This is a genomic window from Celeribacter sp. PS-C1, assembly GCF_019429625.1.
In the GTDB taxonomy this organism is placed as follows: domain Bacteria; phylum Pseudomonadota; class Alphaproteobacteria; order Rhodobacterales; family Rhodobacteraceae; genus Celeribacter.
Window position 1 is genome coordinate 129,395 of record NZ_JAHXRW010000003.1, and the last position, 25,532, is coordinate 154,926.

A 25,532-nucleotide genomic window follows, 5' to 3' on the forward strand; every position below is an offset into this window, starting at 1 on the left:
GATCACCCAAAGAGTGCGCCGAATTTCATCGCGGTTTTCGCGTCGCCTGCGATCTTGAGCTTGCCGAACATCGCGGCTTTCATCGGGTTCAACTCGCCTTTGAGGATTTTCTCAAACGTCGGCTGATCCGCAATGATCGCACAATCGGCGCGTTCGTCGGAAATTTCCGCTTTGTCGCCCGAAATGATCAGATTGCCGATCTCTTTGATCCTGAGCGAGACGGATTTCTCGAAGTTCTCGCCTTTGAGACGCTCCAAAAGCGCGGCCTTTGCAGTGTCCAGAAAGTCTGTCGTCATGTTGCGTCCTCCCTCTGACTTCAGCCGTAGCGGGCAAAGGCACGCGCGCATAGCGAAACCCTGCGTCACGAACGTGCGGAGCGGTCATATGCAATTTAGGGAGAAACGTCTTGGAGCGGGTAACGGGAATCGAACCCGTAACTAAAGCTTGGGAAGCTGCCGTGATACCTTTTCACCATACCCGCGGTGACGGTTTACCTAAGCAAAGCGGTGAGGCCGGTCAAGTGGATTTGCGGCGCCCAATGATGAAAAAGGGCCATCCCCGAAAGGACGGCCCTCATGCTCAGGATTTGGACCACACCTGAGACTTATTGCTTTCCAAAGCGGGTGTTAGAACTCGCCTTAGGAGACGGGCATCAGCACGCCATCAACGAAATACATCACGCCGTTGGACTGTTCGATATCCTTCGCGAGCGTGGTCACGATGTTGCCCGCTGCGTCACGCAGGACCAGCTCTTCGCCAGTGCCTTTTTCCACACGGATCGGGTCGCCGGAGACGGTCGTCAGGGTCACGGTGTTGTTGTCGTAATCGACCTGAACATTGGCCGGGATTGCGACCGCTTCAGACGTATCGTCGGAGACCAGAAGGTCATCGATCATCTGCGGCGTGAATTCGCCTTCGATCAGGTGGGCATTGATCACGTCCTGAAGCATCTCACGGTTTTCCGGTTTCAGGAGCTCTTCAACAGCGCCCTGCGGAAGCGCGTCAAAGGCCTCATTGGTCGGTGCGAAGAGCGTGTAAGGACCTTCCCCCATCAGCTCATCGGCCAGACCGGCAGCCTGCACTGCGGCGATCAGAGTGGTCAGGTTCTGCACCTTCATGGCGTTGTCCGCGATGGTGGCATTCTCGTCGAGAGCCTGTTCATTGATGATTTCCGCACCGTTCACGGCCTCTTGGGCGAATGACGCCATCGGGGCAGCGGCGATGAGAGCAGCGGTGGAGAGGGCGAGAAGTTTACCATGGGTTTTCATAAGAAAGCTCCAATTCGTTGTTCGTCACATTTGGCACAAGCGGCGGTCCCGCTGGCCTTCTGGGGGATCAACTCAGGGGCTTTCGGAAAAGTTTCGCGATCTGCGTTCACATGTTTTTCAACATAAGTGTCGGAACTTTTTGCGAAGTTTTGAAAGTCGACGCGGCCTTGTGATGGCTTGGTTATCGCTTCTTTGAGGGCGTCCATGCCATGTTCGGATCCTCATCGCGCCAGGCGCCATGCTCCAACCCGTTGAGATGCCACGGCCCGATGGAAAGGCGGATAAGACGCAACGTTGGAAAACCAACGGCGGCAGTCATGCGGCGCACCTGGCGGTTACGACCTTCGGAGATGGTCAGTTCCAGCCAGCTGTCAGGCACGGATTTGCGGTAGCGTACCGGCGGCGTGCGTGGCCAGAGCCAATCGGGCTCAGAAACGCGTTTGGCGCGGGCAGGGCGGGTCATGCCGTCTTTCAACTCTACACCCCGTCTGAGTGCCGCCATGGCCTCCTCACTCAGATCTCCCTCGACCTGTGCTAGATAGGTCTTTTCCATCTTGTGGCGGGGGTTCGAAATTCGCGCCTGCAGTTTGCCGTCATCGGTCAAAAGCAAAAGCCCCTCGCTGTCGCGATCGAGCCGACCTGCGGGATAAACTTTTGGTACGTTGATGAAATCGGACAAAGTTTGACGCGTTGTGCCTTCGGTTCCCTTGTCGGTGAATTGCGACAAAACGTCGAAAGGTTTGTTAAGGGCGATCAGTCGCGCCATGTCGATGTCCTGAGGTTTGAACAGAGAAAATTCGAGCGATGACGCAGGACATAAAAGAAAGACCCAACAAAAGAAAGGCGGTGTGCTGTCCTGCACAGTGAGTGTCAGAACATTGTGATAATGTGCGGACATCAGAACACTTGCCCGACGCGCGGAACTTCGCTTATGTTGGGGCTAACTTGATATGGAGGGCGTGACCAATGACGCCCAAGCGTCCCAAAGGTGCGGGCGCGTTCCCGAAAGCGGTCGAGCCTCTCGCACCCAAACCCGCCGATCCGGCCGAGCTTTATGCCGCGCTGGATCTCGGCACAAACTCGTGCCGCATGCTGATTGCCCAACCCAAGGGCAGCCAGTTTCATGTGGTCGACAGCTTCTCGAAATCGGTCCAGCTCGGCAGCGGGCTAGAGGCCTCAGGACGGCTATGCCGGTCCTCGATCACGCGGACCATTCAGGCTCTGCGGGTCTGTCGCAAGAAACTCGAGAAACACGAAGTCAAACACATGCGCCTCGTGGCGACAGAGGCCTGTCGGAGGGCGCGCAACACGCGTGACTTTCTACGCCGAGTACAACGCGAGACCGGCCTGAAACTTGAGATCATCAAGCCGGAGGAAGAGGCGCGTCTGGCGGTGATCTCTTGTGCGCCGCTGGTCTCGACGAAAACCGAACAGCTTTTGGTGGTCGACATCGGTGGCGGCTCGACGGAGCTTGTCTGGATCGACCTGACCAATGTGCCGCGCGCCGAGCGTCCGCGGTCTATCATGCGGCTTCACACTGGGTTTCAGAATTCCGACAGCCGGTTTCCGCATGCCAAGGTCGTGGACTGGATTTCCGTGCCTCTGGGCGTCGCAACCCTGATGGAGCAATTCTCCGATGTAGAAGACGACGCCGCGCGCTTTGCGCTGATGTCTTGGTATTTCGAGGAAAAGCTGGCCGATTTCGCGCCCTATGCCAATGAATCCTGCCGTGAAGGGTTTCAGATCATCGGTACGTCAGGGACGGTGACCACGGTGGCCGCCTCGCATCTGGGGCTCAAACGCTACGACCGCAACAAAGTTGACGGGTTGCGTATGACCTCGGAACAGATTGACCGGGTGATCCGCGATTATCTCGAACTTGGCCCGGAAGGGCGCAAGCGTGATCCTCGCATCGGGCGCGACCGTCAGGAATTGATCATGTCCGGATCCGCGATCCTTCAGGCGCTTTTGCGGATTTGGCCGACAGATCGCCTGTCTGTGGCGGATCGGGGCCTGCGCGAAGGACTGCTTTATGCGCAGATGTCGGCGGATGGCGTGCTCGAAGAAGCCGTTCCGTAGGATTTTTGCAGGAAATACATAAACAAAAAGCGGGCCTTGGCCCGCTTTTTTCATGCAATGATTTAATTGCGGAATTAAGGAATGATCCGCGTGTATTTCGTACCCTCGACGGTCGCGCCCGCGATCAGTCCGGCCTGACCAAAGACCACGGCAATCACAGGCGAGAGCGAGGTCATGGTTTCCGCAGAGAGGTTCTCGCCACGGTTGGAGATCGCATACTCCATATCGGCGCCGGCGGACCAGCCCGGGGAGTTGCGGAAATCGGCCAATGCTTCGTTGGTCATGAAAAACAACACATGGGCATATTGCTGGGCGCCGATCTGAAGCCCGAATGTGGCCTGCGTGGAGGAATAATAATCCACCGTCACACCGCCCACGCGCAGAGCGCCACGTCCATAGGAGCCACCGACGCCAAAACCCGCCTTGGTGATCAGCGGCATCACCAGCATACCGACGGATTTGTCGCGCAGCGCCTGCGTGCCGGGATAATCGGAGTAGAGGTAGTTCAGCGTGCTATCGACACGTGCATCAATCGTGGCCGCGCCATTCGAGCGCATGGAGTTGTCGCAGGCGGCCAAAAGACCGGCGCTGCCCAGACCGATCATGAAGGTCCGGCGATTGGAAATCGTCATAAGGGTATCCCTTTACTGCTTTGCCTCAGGAGGGCTCTGAACGGCCCGATTGCGAATACTATAACCGCAATCTTTCGCCTATGTCATCGGCAAAACACCACCTATGGTGTGCTTCGGTGAGGTTTTGCCGATCTGTAGCCGCTATTTTGCGAGCAGTTTTGCGGCTTCCGGGGCGAAATAGGTCAGAATGCCGTTACAGCCTGCGCGTTTGAAACACATGAGGCTCTCCAGAATGATCTTTTCTCGGTCGAGCCAGCCGTTCTGAAATGCGCCTGCCAACATCGCGTATTCGCCGGAGACCTGATAGGCGAAAGTCGGCACTTGGAACGTGTCCTGAACGCGGCGGCAGACATCGAGATAGGGCATGCCGGGTTTTACCATCACCATGTCGGCGCCCTCCAAAAGATCACGCTCGACGAGGCGCAGCGCTTCGTCCGTGTTGGCCGGGTCCATCTGATATGTCTTCTTGTCGCCTTTGAGCGCGCCCGATGCGCCCACCGCATCACGGAACGGGCCGTAAAAACCAGAGGCGTATTTCGCGGCGTAGGACATGATCGAGACCTTGTCATAGCCTTCGGTTTCCAAAGCGCGGCGAATGGCGCCGATGCGCCCGTCCATCATGTCCGACGGCCCGATGATATCGGCGCCCGCTTCGGCCTGTGCCACGGCCATCTTGACCAGTGCCTCGACAGTCATGTCGTTGACGATCTCGCCATTCACCACATAGCCGTCATGGCCGTTGATGTTATAGGGGTCCAAGGCGACATCGGTCATGATCGCAAGCTCCGGCACCTCGGCCTTGATCGCGCGAATGGCCCGGTTCACGAGGTTGTCCGGGGCCCACGCGCCCGCGCAATCCTCGGTTTTCAGCTCAGGCTCGATATAGGGAAAAAGACAGATCGCCGGAATCCCAAGAGCATAGGCTTCGGCTGCGGCCTTCACCAGCCGGTCGATGGTGAGACGCTCGACGCCGGGCATAGAGGCGATCGGCGTCGCATCATTCACGCCTTCGCGCACAAACACCGGCCAGATCAAATCCTCGACCGACAGGTGGTTTTCCCGCACGAGACCGCGCAGTGCCTCCATCTTTCGCGTGCGACGTAGGCGGGTCAGCGGGAAGGGGGCGGTGGTGCGGTTCATGGGACGGCCTCAGGTTGCGATATTTCCTTTGAGGTGGCATGGATTTTCCGGCGCTTCAAGGGTAGGAATCGGAGATCGGCGCCTCCAACCGGTTCAAAAGGTGGGGAGCGCCCTCGCTATGCCGCGACATATGCGCGCCACGATACAGATAACACGACAGAAAAGAGCAGAGCTTTGGACATCTACGCAACCCTCTTCGAAGTGATCGACATGCGGTCCTTTTCGAATATGTGGTATTGGATCGCCTTGGCGGTGCTTTGGTCCACGGCCTCACATTTTGTGCTCGGTGTGCCCTTCGATCTGGCGCTCAAGGCCAAGCGTCAGGGCGGCGACAGGATGCGCGATCTCGAAGATCTCGTACGGATCAACTGCGGGCGCCTGTCGAATATCGCCGAAGTGTCCGGTCTCGTACTGACCGCTCTGGGGGGCGCGTTGATCTCTATTCTCGCGATCACGGGATTTGGATACGGCGTGCAATTTTCTCAGGCTGTCTTTCTAATGGCTTTTCCGATGACCTTTGTTGGCGCACTTAACATTCGCACCGCGCAAAAGATCATTGCGGCAGAAACCAAGGGCGAGGCGCTGGTCGCCGAATTGCGCCAACATCGTTTCTACGTCCAGCTGATCGGCATGTTTTCGATCTTCGTGACCGCCATGTGGGGCATGTATCAGAACATTGCCACCGGGCCTTTGGGGGGCTGAACCCATGAGCAAATCCACTCATCTGACCGTCGGGGGCGCGCCCGAAGGGTTCGACGCGCATCTTTTGGCTCGCGAGGTCACACGCACAGGCGGGCCCGTGATCCATGTGGCGCGTGATGACAAACGGCTTGCGGCACTACGCGAAGGACTGAAATTCTTCGCGCCTGACCTGCCGGTGATTGAGTTTCCGGCTTGGGACTGTCTGCCGTTTGACCGGATGTCGCCCAATGCCGATCTTTCGGCGCAGCGGATGGCGACTTTGGCGGCACTTGCACATGGCTCGGTCCCAAAGCGTTTCGTGCTTTTGACCACGCTTTCGGCCGCGACGCAAAAGCTGCCCGCGCGTGAAACGCTCGCAGGCGCGGCTTTTACACTTGCAAAAGGACAACGCGTCAATGAGGCGGAGCTGCGCGCATTTTTTGTGCGCATGGGCTTCACCCAAGCGCCAACCGTGGTCGAACATGGCGATTACGCGATCCGTGGCGGCATTATTGACGTTTTCCCGCCGGGGCAGGTTCTGCCTGTGCGGTTGGACTTTTTTGGTGACGAACTGGACGGCATCCGACGCTTTGATCCCGCTTCTCAGAAGACCGTCGATAGCCTCAAAGAGGTGAGTTTTACGCCGGTCTCCGAAGTCATTCTCGACGAGGCTGCGATCACTCGGTTTCGGCAAAACTACCGCATTGAATTCGGCGCAGCGGGCACTGACGATCCGCTTTACGAGGCGGTCTCGGCCGGGCGCAAACATGCGGGGATGGAGCATTGGCTGCCCTATTTCCACGACCGTCTGGAAACGCTGTTTGACTACCTGCCGGACGCACCAATCTCTCTGGATGATCAATCGACTGCGGCGCGTCTTTCACGTTGGGATGGCATTGAGGATCAATATCAGACCCGGCGCGAGGCGCTGAATGCAAAGGGGCGGATGGACTCGGTCTATAAACCCTGTCCGCCAGGCATGTTGTATCTGGATGACGCCGCGTGGGAGACCGCGACCGAGGGGCGTCGTGTGATCCATTTCCATCCCTTGCCACAAGCCACAGGCCCCGGCGTGCTTGACGCCGGAGGGCGTGTAGGTCGCAATTTCTCGCCCGAGCGCCAGATGGAAGGTGTCAATCTTTTCGAAGAGCTAGCGGTCCATGTTCAAAAGCGCCGCGCCCTTGGCCAAGTCGTGCTGGCGAGTTGGTCCGAAGGTGCGCGGGATCGCTTGAAATCCCTGCTCGAAGATCAGGATGTCGCGGGCAAGGAAATCTCCGATTGGCGCGATGTACCGGAGGGCAAGGGCGGGGTCTATCTGTCAGTTTGGGCGCTGGAGCAGGGGTTTGAGGCGCCCGTCGGCGAGGGACAATCCGTCACGGTCATCTCAGAGCAAGACGTTTTGGGCGACCGCCTTGTGCGGCGTCCGGGACGGCGCAAAAAAGCCGAGAACTTCCTGACCGAACACAGCTCTCTGAGTCCCGGAGATCTGATCGTCCATGTCGAACATGGCGTGGGGATTTTCCGCGGGCTTGAGGTCGTGACCGCCCTAGGCGCCGCACATGAGTGTCTTTTGCTCGAATATGCGGGCGGGGATCGGCTTTACCTTCCCGTTGAAAACATTGAACTTCTAAGCCGCTATGGCCATGACGAAGGGCTTTTGGACAAGCTCGGCGGTGGCGCATGGCAGGCCAAGAAAGCGCGGATGAAGGAACGCATCCGCGAGGTGGCCGAAAAGCTCATCCGTATCGCCGCCGAACGCCACATCCGCAAAGCGCCGATCATGGAGCCGCCCGCCGATATGTGGGAGGCCTTCTGCGCGCGTTTTCCGTATTCCGAGACCGAGGATCAGCTGAAAGCCATCGAGGATTGCCTCGACGATCTGGAGCGCGGGATGCCGATGGACCGGCTTGTCTGTGGCGATGTGGGCTTTGGCAAGACCGAGGTGGCGATGCGCGCGGCCTTTGTCGCGGCGCTGTCGGGCGCGCAGGTTGCGGTGATCGCGCCGACAACGCTTTTGGCGCGGCAACACTTCCGCAGCTTTGCCGAGCGGTTCCGGGGTTTTCCGATCAATATCAGGCCGATGTCGCGCTTTGTTTCAGCAAAAGACATGGCGAAAACCCGCGAGGATCTGGCCGAGGGCACCGTCGATATTGTCGTCGGCACCCACGCTTTGCTGGCGAAATCGGTGAAATTCGCCAATCTCGGCCTGCTCATTGTGGATGAGGAACAACGCTTCGGCGTTACACACAAAGAGCGCCTTAAGTCATTGAAATCCAACATTCATGTGCTAACTCTTTCGGCCACGCCGATCCCGCGGACGCTGCAAATGTCGCTTACAGGCGTGCGGGACCTCTCCATTATTGGCACGCCGCCGGTCGATCGGCTGTCGATCCGCACCTATGTGTCGGAATTCGACACGGTGACGGTGCGCGAGGCGCTGTTGCGCGAACATTATCGCGGCGGGCAAAGCTTTTTCGTCGTGCCGCGCGTCAGTGATATTCCGGAGATCGAAGAATTCCTGAAAGCTCAGGTGCCAGAGTTGACCCATGTGGTTGCCCATGGGCAAATGGCGGCGGGCGAGTTGGACGACAGGATGAACGCCTTTTACGACGGCAAATATGACGTGCTTTTGGCGACAACGATTGTGGAGAGCGGCATCGACATTCCTACCGCGAACACGATGGTGGTGCACCGCGCCGATATGTTTGGTCTCTCGCAGCTCTATCAAATCCGGGGCCGGGTGGGCCGCGCCAAGACGCGGGCCTATGCCTATCTGACCACGAAACCCCGCGCACCTTTGACGCCTCAGGCGGAAAAGCGGCTGCGTGTGCTCGGATCTCTCGATACCCTTGGGGCCGGATTTACCCTTGCGTCTCAAGATCTTGACATACGCGGCGCAGGTAACTTGGTGGGCGAGGAACAATCCGGTCACGTGAAAGAGGTCGGCTTTGAACTCTATCAATCCATGCTCGAAGAGGCGATTGCCCGGATCAAGTCAGGTGAGGAGGCGGTAAGCCTTGAGGACGACGGTCAATGGGCACCGCAGATCAATCTCGGTGTGCCGGTTCTGATCCCGGAGACCTACGTTCCCGATCTCGACGTGCGCTTGGGGCTCTATCGGCGCCTGTCTGGTCTCAAGACCAAAGTGGAGTTGGAAGGCTTTGCCGCAGAACTGATCGACCGGTTCGGGAAATTGCCCAAAGAGGTCAATACCTTGCTGCTCGTTGTTCGGATCAAGGAAAAATGCCGCGAGGCGGGCATCGCGCGGCTGGACGGCGGACCGAAGGGCGCCACGCTCCAGTTCCACAACGACAAATACGCCAATCCGGCGGGGCTTGTGGAATTCATCCACGCGCAAAAGGGTCAGGCGAAGGTCAAGGACAACAAGATCATCATCCGCCGTGACTGGAAAAAAGACAGCGATAAGATCAAAGGCGCTTACGCGATTGCGCAGGACCTTGCGAAGTTCGCGAAGGGCGCTGCGCAACCGGCAAAGAAATAAGGATTATTCTGCAGGCTTCGGAGGCGCGCCGTGCGGTGCCGTGGCGCTGTCCTCGAAGCGGAACAGAATGAGCGCCAGAGCTGAGCAGAGCGCACCCGCCATCATCACCGGGATCGGGGTGCCGTTGAAGGCGAGGCCCACCGGGGCGGCGATCAGCACGGAGCCCATCGTGAACACCGCGCCAATCAGCGAGTTGGCGAGCCCGGCGAGACGCCCCAGAGGCACCAGAGCCAAGGCGTTCAAGTTGCCGAAGGTGAAGGCGTTGATCGAGAACATCGCCACGGTCCAGAGGAAGAAGACGACAAAGCCGAAGGTGCCGGACCCGAAGCCGAAGAGGTTCAGTGCCAGCGCAATGACGGAGGCGGTCAACGCAATGCCGTAGCCCAGACGGATCAGGAAGTGCATGCCTTTCTCGCCGACGAGACGGCCGTTCATGATCGCGCCAACGGCGGAGATCAGGGCGGTCGCGCCGAAGAAGTAGGGGAAGACCTCCTCGAGATCGAAGGTATCCGCATAGATCTGCTGGACGGAGGAGAGGATGGAGAACATCTGGCCGAAGCCCAGCATCAGGATCACGGTGTAGATACGGACGTTATAATTGCCGAAAACTTCTTTGGTGCCGGATTTCAGATCGGCAAAATTGAGGTGGCGTCGGTTCTCCGGATCCAGCGTTTCGCCTTGGCGCAGGCTCATCCAGGTGGCGCCGATCAGGGCAACCAGAACGAAGGCGGCGAAGATGCCGTGCCAACCAAAGTCAGCAATGATCATCGCACCGATCGAGGGGGCCGCAGCCGGCACGACCATGAAAATGGTCATGACGAAAGAGGTGATCTTGGCCATTTCGCGGCCCTCATAGAGGTCGCGCACCATGGCAATCCCGACAGTGCGGGGGAATGCGCCACCAACACCCTGAATGGCGCGGCCGATCAGCATCATCTCCATCGTGTTGGAAAGCCCCGCGATCACAGCGCCGACAATATAGAGGCCGAGGCCAAAAAGGATGACGGGTTTGCGCCCGAAGTGATCCGAAATCGGACCCGAGATCAACGTGCCACCGCCCATACCAAAAACAAAAGCGGTGAGCACAAGCTGCGCGCGGTTCACATCATCGGGCGACAGATCGGCGGCGATTTGCGGCAGACCGGGCAGCATCGCGTCAATGGAAAAGGCCACGGTCGCAAACAGCATGGCAAGCAGGATCGTAAATTCGAGTTGCGGCAAACGACGCGGCATAGGAGACACTTTCAATAAGGAAACTATCGGGGACCCTATTGGCCTCCGAGTGATTTGAACAGTCTGTGACTTGGCGGGGCGGCTCTGCGGGAATGCACAGATGCCGCCTGCATGGGGACTTAGAGCGTGTTGCGAACGGTCAGTTCGTCGATCACCTCGAGCCACAATTCGGTCGGCTGCGCCCCCTCGACCGCGTGGAGGTTGTCGATGATGAACATCGGAACGGCCTTGATCCCGCGCTCGCGGGCGTGAGCGTCGCGAGCGACGATTTCTTCGATATCCGCGTCAGTCTCGAGCAGGCGGGCGATGGCATCCGGGTCCATCTCAATCTCACCAGCGATCTCGGCCAGCACAGCACGGGATCCGATGTCGCGGCCTTCCTTAAAGTAAGCGCGGAAGAGGGCGGAGACGGCAGCCGTCTGGCGCCCGTCGATGCCTGCCCAATGCACGAGACGATGCGCGTCGAGTGTATTTGGTGTGCGTTTGATTTTGCCCAGATCGGCCTGTGGGATTTCCTTGTGAAGAACGTCGATGATCGGGCGATAGGCCTTCATCGCGCCCTCAGTGCCGTGAAATTTCATCTCGAGATAGTTGAGGCGATCCATGCCCTCTTTCGGCATCGTCGGGTTCAGTTGGAACGGATGCCATTGGATCGAGAAGGGGTGATCCGGGCGCGCTTCGAGGGCGCGATCGAGGCGGGTTTTGCCGATGTAGCACCAGGGGCAGATCGGGTCGTGAAAAATGTCGAGCGTGATCATCGGAGCCTCGTGAGGGTTTCGGAGTGAAATTCGAGTTGCGTGGTTTTAGCCGATCCGCACGGCGGAGGGGAGGGGTGAGAAAAGGAAAATATTCTCCCACCTCACAAATCGCGCAAATTCGGATGTTCTCATTGACCCATATCTTGTGTTTGGGGTGGGTTTGCAACTTTGCAAACTGCGTGAATTCTCGATTTGTTCCCCATTTGATCTTCCAACTCCGCGCCGCCCAGCAATGAGAATTATGTCAGGCCAGCGCGCATGACATAAGCACCAGAATCGTGATTAACTCATTGCAACATATAAGTTTCTACGGGTATCGAGGGTTCTCTCATGGCAGCGCAGGACATCAATCACTTCTCCACATTTCAGGGCCGGTCGCTTCAGGCGATGCTCAACGCGAAACATCGTCGCTTTCAGGTGCCGGTGGCCACGCTGGTTCTGGGCTTTATTGCTGCTGTCGCGATTGCCGGCGGGGCGCTCGACAGTCTGGTGGCACATCAGGTGACCGGCGGATTGACGGAGGTTGAATTCCTCATCACGCCGCTTCCCGATCTGGAGTGACCCGAACTTGGACTTAGGGCAGGCATAAAACCTCACGAGCAGTCCCCCCAACTGACCCTGCCCCTAAAGAGCCCCCGAAGATGCGGTAACAGCATCCGGGGGTTTTCTTTTGTCGTTTCACACATTCCCTTTGCCAAGCCGCCGCGATAAAAAGCGCCCATGCAAGACGATCACGCCCAAGATCACACCCCGAGCCTCATCCGGTTGGCCCGCGAAGGTGTCGAAGGCGCGCCCGAAGAGGCGCGGCCTTTGGATTTGGGGTTGCGGGTGCGGGAGCTACGCAAAGCGCGCGGATGGACTTTGGAACAGGCGGCAACACATGCTGGTCTGGCGCGTTCAACACTTTCCAAGATTGAAAACGGGCAGATGTCGCCCACCTATGATGCGCTCAAAAAGCTCGCCGTGGGGTTGGAAATTTCTGTGCCTCAGCTGTTTACCCCGCCACAGAAGGCGCAGATCTCGGGCCGCATGGCGGTGACAAAATCAGGCGAAGGTGCGGCCCATCCGACCGCGACCTATGAGCATGAGATGCTGGCGGGGGCGTTGACCAAAAAGTCGATGCTGCCTTACCGCGCCACCATTCGGGCGCGTGCATTCGAGGAATTCGACGGCTGGGTGCGCCACGACGGCGAAGAATTTCTTTATGTGCTCACCGGCGTCATCAAGCTGATCACCGAGTTCTACGAACCGGTCGAGATGCGACGCGGCGACAGCGCCTATTACGACGCCTCGATGGGGCACAATGTGATCTCGGTCAGCCCGGAGGATGCGACGATCCTTTGGGTCACATCGCTCAGCTGAACTTATCTAACTGATCACGCGCGCGGTGGTTTTGACCGTTGCCTTTGTGGCTTTGGCGCCAACACGGGCGACCGCGCAGCCGGAGAGGCTGGCGATCACCAGAGCCGTGACAGTCCAACGTAAAATCACCGATCAGAACCAACCCTGAACCGTGCGCGACGCGCCGGTGATGTCTTCGCCGACGCCAGCGACGGTGCCGCAAGCGGTTAAGGAGAGGGTGAGGAGGAGGGCGACTGCTGCTTTTTTCATGTTCATTCTTCCCATGCCTAAAGGGGGCTGTGTCCCGGACCTCATTGGTGTTTAGATCCGGCTCTTGAGGGTTATTCTTCCCAGTACCAAGTCATTTCCCGCCACATGATCCAATCGCCATACAAAGGCAAGGGCTCAGGATAGTGCAGCTCCTTCACATGTGCGTTGAAGCTTTCGTTCCAGGCGTAAAGCGGGATTGCGTAGCGGCCGGCGGTCAAGAGGCGATCAAGCGCGCGTGTGGCGGCGAGACTGTCTTCGCGGTCGGTGGCGTCGAGCATCTTGGCGATCATCGCGTCTACCACCGGGTCCTTGACGCCCGCAACATTGCGTGATCCGGGCTGATCGGCGGAGGTCTGTCCGAAATAGGCGTATTGTTCGTTGCCGGGGCTTAGAGAGGTGCCGTAGCGCACAGGCGTCATGCCAAAATCGAAGGTTTCCATGCGCTGGATATATTGCGGTTTGTCGACGACGGAAATCTTCGGTTGGATGCCCAACTGGTTGAGCATCTGCGTGTAGGTGTCGATGATGGATTGGTTTTCATCGTCACCCACCATCAGTAAGATTTCAAAGGTGAAGAGCTGGCCGTCGGCGTTCTTCATCTGGCCATTGTCGATGGTCCAACCTGCCTCTTCCATCAATCCAAGCGCACGGCGCATGGCGCCGCGGTCGATCTCGCGGCCCGAGGTCTCGGGCAGAGTGTAGCCCTCCATCACGCCGGGGAGCAGTTCGTCCAAATAGGGCTCCAAAAGTTCCTTCACACGCCCCTCGGCAGGACCCGGTCGCATGCCCAGCGGTGAGTTGGAGAAGTAAGAGGTGATGCGGGTCTGTTGGTTCTCGGTCTGGGCCTCGTTGATATAGTTGAAATTAAATGCCTCGATCATGGCCTGCCGCACGCGCCAGTCGGAGAATTGCGGCAGGCGGGTATTCATCGCAAAGCCGGTCATGCCGGTGGGGCGTTGGTGTGGAATTTCGGATTTCACCACATCGCCGCGCTCGACGGCCGGGAAATCATATTGATCCTGCCAAGTCTGCACGTTGAATTCGCGGTGTGCGTTCAGCTCTCCGGCTTTGAAGGCCTCGATCACCAGAGAGGGATCAGCGAAGAACTCGAACCGGATGGTGTCGAAATTTGCCTGCCCTTGCATCACGGGCAGGTCCTTGCCCCAATAATCGGGATTGCGGGTCATTTCGATGAACATACCCGGATTTGCATCTGTCACTTTGTAAGGTGCGGAGGTCACCGGGATCTGGTCCATACCGGATTGCGTAAAGTCTTTGTCGTCCCAATAGGCTTTTTTCAGGATCGGACGCGTGGCGACCAAAAGCGCCAATTCGCGGTTTTCCGTGTTGAAGGTGAATTTCACGGATCTGTCGCCGGTCTGCTCCACGCTTTCGATCTGGTTCCAGAGCGAGGCGTAACGGCCGTGGCCCTCTGTGCCCAAGGTCTCAAAAGACCACATCACATCCTCAACCGTCACCGGCGTGCGGTCGGAGAATTTGGCTTCGGGACGCAGGGTGAACTCGACCCAAGTGCGATCTTCATCCGTTTCGACGGTTTCACACAGGAGGCAATAGAGCGAGAAGGGTTCGGAGTAGGCCTGCAACATCAGGCTTTCGGCCATCATGTAGCGCAGCTGCCAAGGCACGTTGCCTTTCTCGATATAGGGGTTGAGGCTGTCGAAGGTGCCACCTTCACCGGTGACGATTTTGCCTCCCTTGGGGGCATCCGCGCGCACATAGGGCAGAGCGGCGAAATCAGCGGTCAATTCCGGGTCGCCATACATGGCCAACCCGTGAGTCGGCTCCGCCAAAGCGGCGCCTGAAAGGCAAGTCGCCAGTATGGTGGTTTGGGCCAGAGCGGCTGCGCCGGTCTTGACCAGAGAAAGATACTGCTGTGCCATGGTGTTGTGACTGCCTCCGCCCGTCTTGTTCTTGACCATCAAACTAAGCCGCCTCGGATGTGTTTTCAAACTTTTAGCTTGGAGTACGGCGTGGAACCGCGTATAAAGAGATCACTGCTCGATAGGTTTCTTGCCTGTATGAAACCTGCCTCAATAACTCAGCGCCCGCCTCGTGCGGGCGTTTTTTTTGGTTCAAAATTGGCGGTATTTCCAAGCGGGCTTGACCAAAAGCGCCTTTTGAACAGGCAGATAAAAATCTTATCCGTCAGCGCCTTCCCAAAGATTTGTCGCCGAATTTACCGATTCTCATACGGTTACGGCGATTCTCCCCTTTGATTTGCAGATGCAGCATCTAAAGTCGTGCGCAAAGACATGGGAGAGATAAATGACTGTTCAAGGTAAAACCGCCGTGATCACCGGATCGAACTCTGGAATCGGGCTTGGCGTGGCGCGCGAATTGGCGAAAGCCGGCGCGAATGTTGTGCTCAATTCCTTCACCGATCGCGACGAAGACCACGCGCTGGCCGACGAGATCGGCAAGGAATTTGGCGTCACCGCGCGCTACATCAAGGCGGATATGTCGAAGGGCGACGAATGCCGGTCGCTGATCGAGAAGGCCGGGACCTGCGATATCCTCGTCAACAATGCGGGCATTCAGCACGTCGCGGGGATTGATGAATTTCCGACCGCGAAATGGGACGCGATCATCGCGATCAACCTCAGTTCCGCCTTTCACACGACGGCGGCGGCTTTGCCGACGATGCGCGCGGCTGGCTGGGGGCGGGTGATCAACATCGCTTCCGCCCATGGCCTGACCGCCTCGCCCTATAAATCGGCTTATGTCGCCGCGAAACATGGCGTGGTGGGGCTGACCAAGGTGACCGCACTTGAGACCGCCGAGGAGCCGATCACCTGTAACGCGGTCTGTCCGGGCTATGTGCTGACTCCGCTGGTCGAGGCGCAAATCCCCGATACGATGGAGAAATACGGCATGGACCGCGAGACGGTGATCCGCGAGGTTCTGCTGGATCGCCAACCGTCGAAACAATTCGCCACGGTCGAAGAACTGGGCGGCACCTGCGTGTTCCTTGCCTCAAGTGCGGCCAATCAGATCACCGGGACGACGATCTCGGTCGATGGTGGCTGGACCGCTCTGTAATGGCCAAAAAGGCGTCGAAACCCGTCAACAGCGCTGTCAAGCGGATCAATCTCGCGCTTCAGGGTGGGGGCGCGCATGGCGCCTTCACTTGGGGTGTGCTCGACCGGATGCTGGAGCATGACGAGCTGGAGATCGCTGCGATCTCCGGCACCTCTGCGGGGGCCTTGAATGGAGCGGCGCTGAAATCCGGACTGGTACAGGGAGGGCGCGCAGGCGCGAAAGCCGCGCTCGATGGCGTCTGGGCGCAGATGGGCGCGGTGTCGGACATGCGCCTCAATGCCTGGATGTCGCAATTCGGCCCGACGACCGAGCTCTTCACCAAGATGATGCAATACACCGTGCCTTTTGCGTTCCTCGATTCCATCGCCACGGTGACCAGCCCCTATGTTTACGGCGCCTTCTATCAAAACCCGCTGAGCGACGTGGTCGAAGGCCTGAATTGCAGCGTCCTGGGTGCCGAAGATGGCCCGGCACTTTTTATTTCCACCACCAATGTGCGGACCGGAAAGATCCGGGTGTTTTCAGGCGATGAGGTGAACACGGATGTGATCCTCGCCTCGGCATGCCTGCCGGAATTGTTTCAGGCGGTGCAGATCACCGACCCGGTGACCGGGGTGACCGATCCCTATTGGGATGGCGGCTACACGGGCAATCCGGCGCTGTTTCCGCTGTTCGAGCCGGAATTTCCTGCGGATGTGGTGATCGTCAACATCAACCCCCTAGAACGCCCCGGCACGCCCAAAACGCCCGAGGAAATCCAGAACCGGATCAACGAGATTTCTTTCAACTCATCTCTCCTGCGCGAATTGCGCGCGGTGCAATTCGTGCGCGAACTGATCGCGGCGGAACGTCTCCCGCGGGGCACGATGAAAGATGTGTTGGTGCATATGATCGCTGATGACACGCTGATGCAGGAACTGTCCGCGCGCACCAAATTGGTGCCATCGCCATTGATCCTGTCGCGGCTGAAAGCGGCGGGCAGGGCGGCCTGCGATATTTTCCTAAAGGCGCATTTCGACGATCTGGGCGAACGCGCCAGTGTCGATCTTCATGAGATGTTTACTTGAGCGACGTCACTCGGCCTTTTCGAGGCTTTTCTCTGCAGGCGGCTGTGTCGGGTCCTTGGCGTTCGGGTAAACGAGACCGGCGGAAATCACCAGCTTCGCCGCATCCTCGACCGACATGTCGAGCAAAATCACGTCGCTCTCCGGAAAGAACAGCAAAAAGCCCGAGGTCGGGTTCGGCGTGGTTGGCACAAAAACAGAAAGATATTTCTCATCCTCAGGCGTGCGGCGCGCCACCTCGCCCTTGGCCTTGGTGGAGACAAAACCGATCGCCCAAATCCCGCGACGTGGATATTCGATGAGACAGGCCTTGTCGAAAGAGGTGCCAGATTGCGAAAACACGGTTTCCGCGATCTGTTTCACGCCATTATAGATCGACCGCACCACGGGCGTGCGGTCCACAAGGTTCTCCGCCCAGCGAATGAGTGACCGACCCACGAGACCCTTGGCGATCCAGCCGACCACCACAGTGAAAATCAGGAAAATCACAACGCCCGCACCGCGCAGGTTGATGTGAATTTGCTCGCCCGGCTCGGTGTAGCCAAGGAAGCGGTTGATCAGCGCATCCGGATGATAGCTTGACGGCACAAAAGTCAGCACCCAGCCGTCGACCCAGCCTATCACGGTCCAGATCACATAGGCGGTCAGCCCAATCGGCGCGACCACGACAAGCCCGGTAAGAAACGCCGCACGCAAATGCGCGAAAAGCCCCGGCTTGCGCGGTTGGGGCGGGTGGGTTTCGTCTTCGAAAGGGTTGTTCATGTGTCGGGATCTGACCGTTAGAGGGGCGCGGGTGTGAGGAACTTAGGGGGGCATCTGTTAAGACACAATAAGCCCCCCGGCGTTTTTCAACACTGTGACGTTTATTTCACGTATTTGCGTTTATTTAGCGGTCAATTCAGAGGCGATTTGGGCCGCAAGCCGCGCGTTGTTGCGCACCAATGCGATATTGGCGACCAAAGATTTGCCCTCGGTCAGCTCGAACATGCGTTGAAGCAGGAAAGGCGTGACCTCTTTCGCGGCGATGCCCTTGTCTTCGGCCTCTTTGAGGGCGGTTTCGACATAGGGCATGATCACCTCGCGCGGAATCTCATCCGCTTCGGGGATCGGGTTGGCCACCAGTTGACCGCCCTTAAGCCCCATCGCGGCGCGCATCTCCATGGCGCGCGCGATCTCACCGGCGCTGTCCATGCGCAACGGCGCGGGCAGGCCAGAGGCGCGCGACCAAAACGCCGGGATCTCGTCCTGTCCATAGGCGATCACCGGCACGCCATGGGTTTCCAGCACTTCGAGCGTCTTCGGAATGTCGAGAATGGCTTTCGGACCGGCAGCCACAACGGTGACGGCGGTTTCGCCCAGCTCCAAAAGGTCGGCGGAGATGTCAAAGGTCTCTTCGGCACCGCGATGCACGCCGCCGATGCCGCCGGTGGCAAAGACTTTGATCCCGGCAATCTCAGCCGCAATCATGGTGGCGGCCACGGTGGTCGCACCTGTCGCGCCGCGCGCAATACAGACCGGAAGGTCAGCGCGGGACACTTTCATCACGCCCGTCGCCTGACCAAGCGCTTTGAGCTGTGTCTCTGTCAGGCCGATATGGAGCACACCGTCAAGCACCGCGATGGTCGCAGGAACGGCGCCCGCGGCACGAATGTCCTCTTCGACCGTCTGGGCGGTCTCGACATTTTGCGGGTAGGGCATGCCATGAGTGATGATCGTGGACTCAAGTGCCACGATCGGACGGCCCGCCTCCAGCGCGTCGGCGACTTCGGGGGCGTACATCATCGGAAGGGTCATAGGGGGGTATCTCCGGAAACATAGTGAGCGGCCGCTTCAAGCGCCGCCGTCAAAGCGTCGGCGGCATCTGCGCCACGCATTTCGGCGGCAATATGCGCCGCCATGAACGTATCGCCCGCGCCGGTCACACGCGCGACCAGAACTTCGGGCGGGGTTTGGGTCAGCACTTCTCCGTTGCCGGCAATCGAGGCGCCTTTGCCGCCGTTGGTCACCAGCACGCGATGCGCGCCACGGTCTTCGACGAGCACCTTTGCGGCCTCCGCCGAGGTCTCAAACTGGGTCTGGGCCAAGAGCCCGGCCTCTTCGAGATTGACATAAAGCGTTGCCCGCGGGTGATCCAATAGCGGCAACAATCGCTCGGCCTTGCCCGGCGAGGCGGGAGCCACTCGTAGATCGGCCTTCGCAAACAAAGGTGATTGCGCGATCTCTCGCAACAACTGGGTCGTCAGGTTGCCATCAAGTGCGACGGGGCCCTCATAGGGTGCATTTACCGTCCCCAGACGCCCGTCGGCCAAAGGGCGCAGGATTTTGTCGCCCGCGCGCTCAAGCGAATGCGCATCCGCAATGGCAGCGATCAGCCCGTTGGCGCCTTCGACGGCCATATAGCTGTCGGTCGGCAGGTCTTCCGACAGGTAGACGTGATCGGTGCCGATGCCGCGCACTTTCGCCGCCTCAATCAACTCGGCGCCTGCCGGATCGCGCCCAATGGCGGTCAAGAGATCGGGCACCATCCCAAACCGCGCCAAAGCCATGGCAATATTCATCGCCACACCGCCCGGCACCCGCACGATGCGTCCCGGCACGTCAGAGCCCACGCGCATCGAACGATCGGTGCGCCCGATCACGTCCCAAAGCACCGAGCCGATGCACAGAATGTCATGTGATTTGTCCATAGGACTATTGCGCCTGTTTTTGACCAAATGGCAAGAGATGCCGTGCAGGATAGACTGGGCTTTGTATTTCCTTCGCTGTAAAAATACTCAAAGCTGACCCTGAACAAGGGGTAGGGGTTGCCAAGCCCCACAATCCTCTCTATATGCGCGATCACTTCACAGGCGGAGGCGGGTCCTCGGGGGAGACATCCTCGAACGATCCACCGGTTGGGGCATATGCCCTGAGACCCTCCGCTCAGGCGTTAAACCGGAAAGGAAACACGAATGGCGCTTCCCGATTTCTCCATTCGTCAGCTCTTGGAAGCTGGCGTCCACTATGGCCACCAAACTCAGCGTTGGAACCCGCGTATGCAGGAGTTCATCTACGGTGAGCGCAACGGCATCCACATTTTCGACCTTACCCAGACCGTCCCGATGCTGGACCAGGCTCTGCAGGTCGTGCGCGACGTTGCTGCCAAAGGCGGCCGTATTCTTTTCGTCGGCACCAAACGTCAGGCTGCTGGCGCAATCGCCGAATCCGCTGAGAAATGCGCTCAGTACTACATGAACCACCGTTGGCTCGGCGGCACGCTGACCAACTGGAAAACCGTGTCCCAGTCGATCCAGCGTCTGAACGCCATTGATGAGACCCTCGCCTCCGGCGCAGAAGGCCTCACCAAAAAAGAGCGTCTGAACATGGAACGCGACCAGCAGAAACTGCAGGCGTCCCTGGGCGGCATCCGTGAAATGGGCGGCGTGCCGGATCTTCTCTTCGTCATCGACGTGAAAAAAGAAGACCTCGCCATCCTCGAAGCCAAGAAACTGGGCATCCCGGTTGTGGCTGTTGTTGACTCCAACTGCTCCCCCGAGGGCGTGGACTACATCATCCCGGGCAACGACGACGCCTCCCGCGCGATCTCGCTCTACACCGACCTCGTCGCTCGTGCGGCTCTCGACGGCATGACCGCTCAAATGGGCGCAGCTGGCGTGGACATCGGTGCTTTCGAAGAAGCGATCGCTGAAGAAGCCGTCGCAGAAGAAGCGTCCGCTGAGGCCTGATTTTTTCGACCGTGAAGGGATAACCCTACGCGGTCGTTACAAAATTGATACGGGGGCAGGGTATCCCGCCCCCGATACTTCTATCCTAGACATTCGAGGAGAGCCGACATGGCAATCACTGCTGCTCAGGTGAAAGAACTGCGCGAATCCACTGGCGCGGGCATGATGGACGCGAAAAAAGCGCTGGTCGAAACCGATGGCGACATGGAAGCCGCCGTTGACTGGCTGCGTACCAAAGGTCTGGCGAAAGCCGCCAAGAAATCCGGCCGTACCGCTGCCGAAGGCCTCGTGGCCGTCGCTGTGAACGGTGGCGTGGGTGTCGCTGTCGAAGTGAACTCCGAAACCGACTTCGTTGCGAAAAACGCTGAATTCCAAGCCATGGTGAACGACATTGCCGCGGCCGCTCTGGGCGTGTCCGACGTCGAAGCTCTGAAATCCGCTGACGTGAACGGCAAACCGGTCTCCGAGCTGATCACGGACAAAATCGCCACCATCGGCGAAAACATGTCCGTGCGTCGCATGGCGAAAATCGAAGCTGAAACCGTTGTGACCTATGTCCACAACGCAGCCGCTGACGGCCTCGGCAAAATCGGTGTGCTCGTCGGTCTCAAAGGCGGCGACGAAGCCTTTGGCAAGCAGGTTGCGATGCACATCGCGGCTGCCAACCCGCAGGGCCTCGGCGAAGCCGATCTCGACCCGGCTGTGGTTGAGAAGGAAAAGCAAATCCAGATCGACATCGCTCGCGAATCCGGCAAGCCGGAAAACATCATCGAGAACATGATCAAAGGCAGGATGGCGAAATTCATCGCCGAATCCACCCTGCTTGGTCAGGCTTTTGTTGTGAACCCGGATCTGACCGTCGAGAAAGCCGCGAAAGAAGCAGGTGCTGAAATCACCGGTTTCGTGCGCCTCGAAGTTGGCGAAGGCATCGAGAAAGAGACCGAAGATTTTGCTGCTGAAGTCGCGAAAGCGATGCAGGGCTGATCTCAGTCATCTCTGACGACATCGAAAGGGCTGCCTTCGGGCGGCCCTTTTTTCATTCCAGACAGAAGTCTGACGCTCTGTTTCTGCGGTGGGGATGAGTTATCTGAGGAAAAGTGAAGGACCGCAAAGCCGAATATAAACCCGCGGTCCTCATGAAGTGTCGGTAAGCCGAATGACCCTGGCGATCCCGCCACCCCAGTCCCAAAGGCCAAGCCTTAGAAAGCCGGAACAGGGTCAATTTCTCTTTATATTCATAGTTGTGCAACTACGGACATCCTTACCTTTTACTCACAGGTAAAAGATGCGATCATCCTTCGGTTGCGAGATAATCATCCCGTTCACAGCAACATCCTCTTAAGCGGCTAAACCGATTAGAACGTGAAAATCTGATTATGCATCGAGGCCTTCAACACGGCCTGCGCCGTCGTGTCCACACTCAGAGACTCGCGCGCGAGCCGCAAATGCTTTTCCACCGTGGCCTTGTTCAGCCCCATGATCTGAGCCGTGTCGGCGACCGTCTTGCCATCGCCGATCCATTCCAAGACTTCACGCTGACGCTTGGTCAGAATACGTTTCGGAAGGGGCAGGCTGATCAATTTGAGATGCGCCACACCACAGATGAGCTCCAACTCATCGCCATGACGGGCCCAGATATCATCAGCCTCTTCTTGCGTTCCCACATGCGGTTCAAGGCACATGCCAATCGCGCCCTTTGCGCGTTTCAAAGAATGCGGGAAGGCGATGGTGTAGCCACTGGTCACCCCCAAGGATTGGTTGAAGGCCACAACCTCACGCTCTTGATCGTTGAAGCTGTCGATATTGTCCTTGATCCAGCTCCACGGACAGGCACCGGTATTCTCGACGGACCAACGCACCATAGGGGCATGACGGTAGCGCCCGTCGAGAAAATACCCCTGCATGTAGTCCGAACCGAAATTGGTGAGAAACAGATGATCCTTGTCATCACCAAAGCCGGAGGACGTGTGAAATCTGGTAAACCCATAAAGGGCGTGATGAAAGCCGAGTTCCATCAATCGAGAGAGCAGACAGTCCCATACCTCGGCAACGGTCGAGGCATAAAGAATAGTGTGAACGTGGTCTTTCAGGTGCGTGTCCCCCATGGCCCGACCGTAGAAAGAACGCCTCGGCAACGCAAGATGTCCCGTGGGTCAACGGGCCGGCGCGTTTTTGCAGAGGATGCCATCTCGTCGGCCTTTCGATGCACAGCTTTTACCCCACAACATGGGCCAAGAGAAGACAGCTTTCCGAGTTCACGACGCCCGGAACCTCCCGAATTTCCCTAAGAATTCGGTCAAAATGCACCAGACTGTCGGTGCGAATATCCGCCACGAGATCCCAGGCCCCGTTGGTCGCATAAACGGTGCTGACACCCGGAATACGACTGAGCGCTCGGATCACCTGCCGCGACATTTTACCCTGCAGCGCGACCAAGGTGATGGCGCGCACCTCGCCTTCAACATCCACATCAGTCTCAATGGTAAAGCGTCTGATTCTGCCCTCAGCCACCAAGGCATCAAGCCGCGCTTTTGCCGTGTTGCGTGACAACCCGGTATGCTGCGCCAACTCGGTGATCGACATGCGGGCGTTGTCGCGCAAGGCGGCGAGGATGGCGTGGTCGCTTCGGCTCAAATCGGCGTTGGACATATAGACCCCATCACTTTGTTCACTGGGCTTATCATTTTGCTCAAATTTAAGATCGAAATGCGCAATTTAAAAGCATGAAAGCCTCCCAAAGCGGTGCATAATCGACGCAACGCACATCTTTTTTTGAGGGATTCATTCACATGCGCAAATCCTGCCACATCCTTGGCGCACCGATTGAGACCGGCGCGTCTCAGCGCGGCTGCCTCATGGGCCCCGCAAGCCTGCGCACGGCAGGGCTCATGGAAACGCTCACAAGCCTCGGCTGGGATCTCACCGATCTTGGAGATGTCCAAATTGCGCAGCAAGCCGAGACTCCGCACGACAATCCTGCGGTGCACAATCTCTCGGAAACCCGCGCGTGGATTGAAGCGCTGGAACCCATGGCCTATGAGGCGGCGCGGAACAGCGATTTGCCGATCTTCATGGGTGGCGATCATTCCATGTCTGCGGGCACTGTGCCCGGTGTTGCGCGCGTCGCCGCGGAAGAAGGCCGTCCGCTTTTTGTTCTCTGGCTTGATGCACACCCGGATTTGCACACGCTGGCGACCACGGAAAGCGGCAACCTGCACGGCACGCCGGTGGCTTACTTTACCGGACAAGGTGAGTGCGACGCCTATCCTGCGCTCTCGCAGACCGTCGATCCGGCACATATTTGCTTCATGGGCATTCGCTCCGTCGACCCGGCAGAACATGCACGGATCAAGGATCTGAACATGGAAGTCCATGACATGCGCGCACTCGATGAAACCGGCGTTCTGGCACCGCTTCGGGCGTTTTTGGAGCGGGTGAAGGCCGCCAACGGACGTTTGCACGTCAGTTTCGATGTCGATTTCCTCGATCCCGGGATCGCACCTGCCGTTGGCACCACCGTTCCAGGAGGGGCCACGTTCCGCGAAGCGCATCTGATTATGGAAACACTCTGCGACAGCGGGCTTGTCGGCTCGCTTGATCTTGTTGAATTGAACCCTTTCCTCGATGAACGCGGTCGCACAGCGAAACTGCTCTGCGACCTGACGGCCAGCCTCTTTGGCCGCCGCGTGCTTGACCGTATGACCCGGAGTTTCGGATGATGGACCTTTCGCCTCTCGCACCCTCAAAATTGGCTTTCGTGCCCTTCGTATCTGTTCACAACATGATGCGGTTGGTGAATTCCATGGGGGCAGAAGCCTTCATGACCGAACTCGCGGGCTACATCGAAGAGGATTTCAAACGCTGGCCGGAGTTCGACAAAACGCCGCGCGTCGCCTCGCATTCGCATGAGGGTGTGATTGAGCTGATGCCGACGGCGGATGCCGAGCTATATGGCTTCAAGTATGTGAACGGCCATCCGAAGAACATGAAAGAGGGCTATCAGACGGTGACCGCCTTTGGTGTTTTGTCATCCGTTTCAAATGGCTATCCGGTGTTATTGACGGAAATGACGGTGCTGACCGCGCTCAGAACAGCGGCGACCTCTGCGCTCGTCGGCAAATATCTCGCGTCGAAAGGGGCCGAGGTCATGGCGATGATCGGCAATGGCGCGCAATGCGAGTTTCAGGCACTGGCGTTCCGGGCGCTCTGCGGTATCAACACACTGCGCCTTTATGACGTCGATCCGGCTGCGACGGAAAAGGCCAAACGCAACCTCACGGCGCAAGGCTTTGACATCACAACCTGTTCCTCCGCTCAGGAGGCGGTCGAAGGGGCGCAGATCGTCACCACCTGCACCGCCGACAAGCAATATGCAACGATCCTGACCGACAACATGATTGGACGCGGCCAGCACATCAACGCCATCGGCGGCGATTGTCCGGGCAAGACCGAACTGCACAAAGACATCCTTTTGCGTGCCGATATTTTCGTGGAGTATCCGGAGCAAACCCGCATCGAGGGCGAGATTCAACAACTCGCCGAAGACCATCCGGTCACCGAACTTTGGCAAGTGATGCGTGGTGAAGTGCCGGGACGGCGGGATGAGACGCAGATCACACTGTTCGATAGTGTGGGATTTGCGATCGAAGATTTCTCCGCACTGCGCTTTGTGCATGACAAGGTGGCGGGCACGGATTTCGCCGAACCTCTTGATATGCTAGCCGATCCGGACGATCCGCGCGATCTCTTTGGGATGGTGGAACGGGCAAAGGGTTAAGC

The 25,532-nt window shown here is 58.3% G+C and carries 27 protein-coding genes and 1 tRNA gene; 11 read left to right on the top strand and 17 right to left on the bottom strand.

Annotated elements, in window-relative coordinates:
* Positions 1 to 2: 2 nt before the first annotated feature.
* From J5Y17_RS05485 to J5Y17_RS05505, 5 genes are all read right to left on the bottom strand, one after another.
* Positions 3 to 296 (bottom strand): SCP2 sterol-binding domain-containing protein, encoded by a 294-nt coding sequence (locus J5Y17_RS05485; protein ID WP_219784233.1) that lies wholly within the window; start codon positions 294 to 296, stop codon positions 3 to 5.
* A gap of 111 nt (positions 297 to 407) precedes the next feature.
* A tRNA-Gly gene (locus J5Y17_RS05490) sits at positions 408 to 481 on the bottom strand.
* Between the two features lie 157 nt (positions 482 to 638).
* Positions 639 to 1,268, bottom strand: a complete 630-nt coding sequence (locus tag J5Y17_RS05495) for a fasciclin domain-containing protein (protein ID WP_219784234.1) — start codon at positions 1,266 to 1,268, stop codon at positions 639 to 641.
* A complete protein-coding gene (locus J5Y17_RS05500) occupies positions 1,265 to 1,474 on the bottom strand; it encodes a hypothetical protein (protein WP_219784496.1) in 210 nt (69 codons plus the stop codon). The genes J5Y17_RS05495 and J5Y17_RS05500 overlap by 4 nt, the downstream gene beginning before the upstream one ends.
* Positions 1,450 to 2,034, bottom strand: a complete 585-nt coding sequence (locus tag J5Y17_RS05505) for a pseudouridine synthase (RefSeq protein WP_219784235.1) — start codon at positions 2,032 to 2,034, stop codon at positions 1,450 to 1,452. Before J5Y17_RS05505 ends, J5Y17_RS05500 begins: the two co-directional genes overlap by 25 nt.
* A 200-nt stretch (positions 2,035 to 2,234) precedes the next feature.
* On the opposite strand from J5Y17_RS05505, the gene J5Y17_RS05510 reads away from it, so the two are divergent.
* Positions 2,235 to 3,347 carry a Ppx/GppA phosphatase family protein gene (locus J5Y17_RS05510; protein WP_219784236.1) on the top strand — a complete coding sequence of 371 codons (1,113 nt, stop codon included), beginning with the start codon at positions 2,235 to 2,237 and terminating at the stop codon, positions 3,345 to 3,347.
* Positions 3,348 to 3,421: 74 nt separating this feature from the next.
* On the opposite strand, the gene J5Y17_RS05515 is transcribed toward J5Y17_RS05510, so the two are convergent.
* A complete protein-coding gene (locus J5Y17_RS05515; RefSeq protein WP_219784237.1) occupies positions 3,422 to 3,979 on the bottom strand; it encodes a YSC84-related protein in 558 nt (185 codons plus the stop codon).
* A 141-nt stretch (positions 3,980 to 4,120) separates the two neighbouring features.
* Positions 4,121 to 5,119, bottom strand: coding sequence for a porphobilinogen synthase (gene hemB, locus J5Y17_RS05520; protein WP_219784238.1), 999 nt, complete (start codon positions 5,117 to 5,119; stop codon positions 4,121 to 4,123).
* Positions 5,120 to 5,293: 174 nt separating this feature from the next.
* On the opposite strand from hemB, the gene J5Y17_RS05525 reads away from it, so the two are divergent.
* Together J5Y17_RS05525 and mfd are read left to right on the top strand one after the other, a co-directional pair.
* Positions 5,294 to 5,821 carry a component of SufBCD complex gene (locus J5Y17_RS05525; RefSeq protein ID WP_219784239.1) on the top strand — a complete coding sequence of 176 codons (528 nt, stop codon included), beginning with the start codon at positions 5,294 to 5,296 and terminating at the stop codon, positions 5,819 to 5,821.
* A 4-nt stretch (positions 5,822 to 5,825) separates the two neighbouring features.
* A complete protein-coding gene (gene mfd / locus J5Y17_RS05530; RefSeq protein WP_219784240.1) occupies positions 5,826 to 9,302 on the top strand; it encodes a transcription-repair coupling factor in 3,477 nt (1,158 codons plus the stop codon).
* Between the two features lie 3 nt (positions 9,303 to 9,305).
* On the opposite strand, the gene J5Y17_RS05535 is transcribed toward mfd, so the two are convergent.
* On the bottom strand, positions 9,306 to 10,535 hold the full coding sequence (locus J5Y17_RS05535) for a multidrug effflux MFS transporter (RefSeq protein WP_219784241.1): 1,230 nt from the start codon (positions 10,533 to 10,535) through the stop codon (positions 9,306 to 9,308).
* Positions 10,536 to 10,654: 119 nt separating this feature from the next.
* A complete protein-coding gene (locus J5Y17_RS05540) occupies positions 10,655 to 11,293 on the bottom strand; it encodes a DsbA family oxidoreductase (RefSeq protein WP_219784242.1) in 639 nt (212 codons plus the stop codon).
* Between the two features lie 330 nt (positions 11,294 to 11,623).
* On the opposite strand from J5Y17_RS05540, the gene J5Y17_RS05545 reads away from it, so the two are divergent.
* Complete coding sequence (locus tag J5Y17_RS05545) at positions 11,624 to 11,854, top strand: hypothetical protein (protein ID WP_219784243.1); 231 nt, start codon at positions 11,624 to 11,626, stop codon at positions 11,852 to 11,854.
* 159 nt (positions 11,855 to 12,013) lie between these two features.
* On the top strand, positions 12,014 to 12,655 hold the full coding sequence (locus tag J5Y17_RS05550) for a helix-turn-helix domain-containing protein (protein WP_219784244.1): 642 nt from the start codon (positions 12,014 to 12,016) through the stop codon (positions 12,653 to 12,655).
* A 6-nt stretch (positions 12,656 to 12,661) separates the two neighbouring features.
* Here the strand turns inward: J5Y17_RS05550 and J5Y17_RS19165 are convergent, their stop codons facing one another.
* The 3 genes from J5Y17_RS19165 to J5Y17_RS05560 form a co-directional block, all read right to left on the bottom strand.
* Positions 12,662 to 12,784 (bottom strand): hypothetical protein, encoded by a 123-nt coding sequence (locus J5Y17_RS19165; protein ID WP_255571894.1) that lies wholly within the window; start codon positions 12,782 to 12,784, stop codon positions 12,662 to 12,664.
* Positions 12,785 to 12,787: 3 nt separating this feature from the next.
* Positions 12,788 to 12,904, bottom strand: a complete 117-nt coding sequence (locus tag J5Y17_RS05555) for an entericidin EcnA/B family protein (RefSeq protein ID WP_219784245.1) — start codon at positions 12,902 to 12,904, stop codon at positions 12,788 to 12,790.
* 71 nt (positions 12,905 to 12,975) lie between these two features.
* A complete protein-coding gene (locus J5Y17_RS05560; protein WP_219784474.1) occupies positions 12,976 to 14,805 on the bottom strand; it encodes an extracellular solute-binding protein in 1,830 nt (609 codons plus the stop codon).
* A gap of 385 nt (positions 14,806 to 15,190) precedes the next feature.
* On the opposite strand from J5Y17_RS05560, the gene J5Y17_RS05565 reads away from it, so the two are divergent.
* Positions 15,191 to 15,964 (top strand): 3-hydroxybutyrate dehydrogenase, encoded by a 774-nt coding sequence (locus J5Y17_RS05565; protein WP_219784246.1) that lies wholly within the window; start codon positions 15,191 to 15,193, stop codon positions 15,962 to 15,964.
* Positions 15,964 to 17,031, top strand: coding sequence for a patatin-like phospholipase family protein (locus tag J5Y17_RS05570; RefSeq protein ID WP_219784247.1), 1,068 nt, complete (start codon positions 15,964 to 15,966; stop codon positions 17,029 to 17,031). Before J5Y17_RS05565 ends, J5Y17_RS05570 begins: the two co-directional genes overlap by 1 nt.
* Before the next feature lie 6 nt (positions 17,032 to 17,037).
* On the opposite strand, the gene J5Y17_RS05575 is transcribed toward J5Y17_RS05570, so the two are convergent.
* The 3 genes from J5Y17_RS05575 to J5Y17_RS05585 all read right to left on the bottom strand — a co-directional run bounded on the left by J5Y17_RS05575 (position 17,038) and on the right by J5Y17_RS05585 (position 19,715).
* Complete coding sequence (locus tag J5Y17_RS05575; RefSeq protein ID WP_219784248.1) at positions 17,038 to 17,790, bottom strand: DUF502 domain-containing protein; 753 nt, start codon at positions 17,788 to 17,790, stop codon at positions 17,038 to 17,040.
* Between the two features lie 120 nt (positions 17,791 to 17,910).
* The gene (locus J5Y17_RS05580) at positions 17,911 to 18,822 is read right to left on the bottom strand and encodes a pseudouridine-5'-phosphate glycosidase (protein ID WP_219784249.1); all 912 of its coding nucleotides are present in this window, start codon (positions 18,820 to 18,822) and stop codon (positions 17,911 to 17,913) included.
* The gene (locus tag J5Y17_RS05585) at positions 18,819 to 19,715 is read right to left on the bottom strand and encodes a PfkB family carbohydrate kinase (protein ID WP_219784250.1); all 897 of its coding nucleotides are present in this window, start codon (positions 19,713 to 19,715) and stop codon (positions 18,819 to 18,821) included. Before J5Y17_RS05585 ends, J5Y17_RS05580 begins: the two co-directional genes overlap by 4 nt.
* A gap of 264 nt (positions 19,716 to 19,979) precedes the next feature.
* Between J5Y17_RS05585 and rpsB the strand changes: the two genes are divergently transcribed.
* Positions 19,980 to 20,753: a 30S ribosomal protein S2 gene (gene rpsB / locus J5Y17_RS05590; RefSeq protein ID WP_167600352.1), complete on the top strand. Its 774-nt coding sequence runs from the start codon at positions 19,980 to 19,982 to the stop codon at positions 20,751 to 20,753.
* Positions 20,754 to 20,861: 108 nt separating this feature from the next.
* Positions 20,862 to 21,737, top strand: coding sequence for a translation elongation factor Ts (gene tsf, locus J5Y17_RS05595; RefSeq protein WP_219784251.1), 876 nt, complete (start codon positions 20,862 to 20,864; stop codon positions 21,735 to 21,737).
* Positions 21,738 to 22,108: 371 nt separating this feature from the next.
* Here tsf and J5Y17_RS05600 read toward each other — a convergent pair whose 3' ends face one another.
* On the bottom strand, positions 22,109 to 22,858 hold the full coding sequence (locus J5Y17_RS05600; protein WP_219784252.1) for a LuxR family transcriptional regulator: 750 nt from the start codon (positions 22,856 to 22,858) through the stop codon (positions 22,109 to 22,111).
* 109 nt (positions 22,859 to 22,967) lie between these two features.
* Entirely contained in the window at positions 22,968 to 23,402 is a 435-nt protein-coding gene (locus J5Y17_RS05605; RefSeq protein ID WP_219784253.1) for an Lrp/AsnC family transcriptional regulator, read from the bottom strand.
* 140 nt (positions 23,403 to 23,542) lie between these two features.
* On the opposite strand from J5Y17_RS05605, the gene rocF reads away from it, so the two are divergent.
* Together rocF and J5Y17_RS05615 are read left to right on the top strand one after the other, a co-directional pair.
* Positions 23,543 to 24,472: an arginase gene (gene rocF, locus J5Y17_RS05610; RefSeq protein ID WP_219784254.1), complete on the top strand. Its 930-nt coding sequence runs from the start codon at positions 23,543 to 23,545 to the stop codon at positions 24,470 to 24,472.
* The gene (locus J5Y17_RS05615; RefSeq protein ID WP_370628874.1) at positions 24,469 to 25,530 is read left to right on the top strand and encodes an ornithine cyclodeaminase; all 1,062 of its coding nucleotides are present in this window, start codon (positions 24,469 to 24,471) and stop codon (positions 25,528 to 25,530) included. The genes rocF and J5Y17_RS05615 overlap by 4 nt, the downstream gene beginning before the upstream one ends.
* The last annotated feature ends 2 nt before the right edge of the window (positions 25,531 to 25,532 follow it).

What these genes read in the sequence shown, in the direction of transcription:
- J5Y17_RS05545 (WP_219784243.1), top strand. Translation starts at nt 11,624, where the DNA reads ATGGCAGCGCAGGACATCAATCACTTCTCCACATTTCAGGGCCGGTCG.
- J5Y17_RS05615 (WP_370628874.1), top strand. Translation starts at nt 24,469, where the DNA reads ATGATGGACCTTTCGCCTCTCGCACCCTCAAAATTGGCTTTCGTGCCC.
- J5Y17_RS05560 (WP_219784474.1), bottom strand. Translation starts at nt 14,805, where the DNA reads ATGGCACAGCAGTATCTTTCTCTGGTCAAGACCGGCGCAGCCGCTCTG.
- J5Y17_RS05515 (WP_219784237.1), bottom strand. Translation starts at nt 3,979, where the DNA reads ATGACGATTTCCAATCGCCGGACCTTCATGATCGGTCTGGGCAGCGCC.
- J5Y17_RS05550 (WP_219784244.1), top strand. Translation starts at nt 12,014, where the DNA reads ATGCAAGACGATCACGCCCAAGATCACACCCCGAGCCTCATCCGGTTG.
- mfd (WP_219784240.1), top strand. Translation starts at nt 5,826, where the DNA reads ATGAGCAAATCCACTCATCTGACCGTCGGGGGCGCGCCCGAAGGGTTC.
- J5Y17_RS05600 (WP_219784252.1), bottom strand. Translation starts at nt 22,858, where the DNA reads ATGGGGGACACGCACCTGAAAGACCACGTTCACACTATTCTTTATGCC.
- hemB (WP_219784238.1), bottom strand. Translation starts at nt 5,119, where the DNA reads ATGAACCGCACCACCGCCCCCTTCCCGCTGACCCGCCTACGTCGCACG.
- rpsB (WP_167600352.1), top strand. Translation starts at nt 19,980, where the DNA reads ATGGCGCTTCCCGATTTCTCCATTCGTCAGCTCTTGGAAGCTGGCGTC.
- J5Y17_RS05565 (WP_219784246.1), top strand. Translation starts at nt 15,191, where the DNA reads ATGACTGTTCAAGGTAAAACCGCCGTGATCACCGGATCGAACTCTGGA.
- J5Y17_RS05495 (WP_219784234.1), bottom strand. Translation starts at nt 1,268, where the DNA reads ATGAAAACCCATGGTAAACTTCTCGCCCTCTCCACCGCTGCTCTCATC.
- J5Y17_RS05540 (WP_219784242.1), bottom strand. Translation starts at nt 11,293, where the DNA reads ATGATCACGCTCGACATTTTTCACGACCCGATCTGCCCCTGGTGCTAC.
- rocF (WP_219784254.1), top strand. Translation starts at nt 23,543, where the DNA reads ATGCGCAAATCCTGCCACATCCTTGGCGCACCGATTGAGACCGGCGCG.
- J5Y17_RS05535 (WP_219784241.1), bottom strand. Translation starts at nt 10,535, where the DNA reads ATGCCGCGTCGTTTGCCGCAACTCGAATTTACGATCCTGCTTGCCATG.
- J5Y17_RS05500 (WP_219784496.1), bottom strand. Translation starts at nt 1,474, where the DNA reads ATGGACGCCCTCAAAGAAGCGATAACCAAGCCATCACAAGGCCGCGTC.
- J5Y17_RS05485 (WP_219784233.1), bottom strand. Translation starts at nt 296, where the DNA reads ATGACGACAGACTTTCTGGACACTGCAAAGGCCGCGCTTTTGGAGCGT.
- J5Y17_RS05575 (WP_219784248.1), bottom strand. Translation starts at nt 17,790, where the DNA reads ATGAACAACCCTTTCGAAGACGAAACCCACCCGCCCCAACCGCGCAAG.
- J5Y17_RS05585 (WP_219784250.1), bottom strand. Translation starts at nt 19,715, where the DNA reads ATGGACAAATCACATGACATTCTGTGCATCGGCTCGGTGCTTTGGGAC.
- J5Y17_RS05580 (WP_219784249.1), bottom strand. Translation starts at nt 18,822, where the DNA reads ATGACCCTTCCGATGATGTACGCCCCCGAAGTCGCCGACGCGCTGGAG.
- J5Y17_RS05510 (WP_219784236.1), top strand. Translation starts at nt 2,235, where the DNA reads ATGACGCCCAAGCGTCCCAAAGGTGCGGGCGCGTTCCCGAAAGCGGTC.
- tsf (WP_219784251.1), top strand. Translation starts at nt 20,862, where the DNA reads ATGGCAATCACTGCTGCTCAGGTGAAAGAACTGCGCGAATCCACTGGC.
- J5Y17_RS05570 (WP_219784247.1), top strand. Translation starts at nt 15,964, where the DNA reads ATGGCCAAAAAGGCGTCGAAACCCGTCAACAGCGCTGTCAAGCGGATC.
- J5Y17_RS05505 (WP_219784235.1), bottom strand. Translation starts at nt 2,034, where the DNA reads ATGGCGCGACTGATCGCCCTTAACAAACCTTTCGACGTTTTGTCGCAA.
- J5Y17_RS05605 (WP_219784253.1), bottom strand. Translation starts at nt 23,402, where the DNA reads ATGTCCAACGCCGATTTGAGCCGAAGCGACCACGCCATCCTCGCCGCC.
- J5Y17_RS05555 (WP_219784245.1), bottom strand. Translation starts at nt 12,904, where the DNA reads ATGAAAAAAGCAGCAGTCGCCCTCCTCCTCACCCTCTCCTTAACCGCT.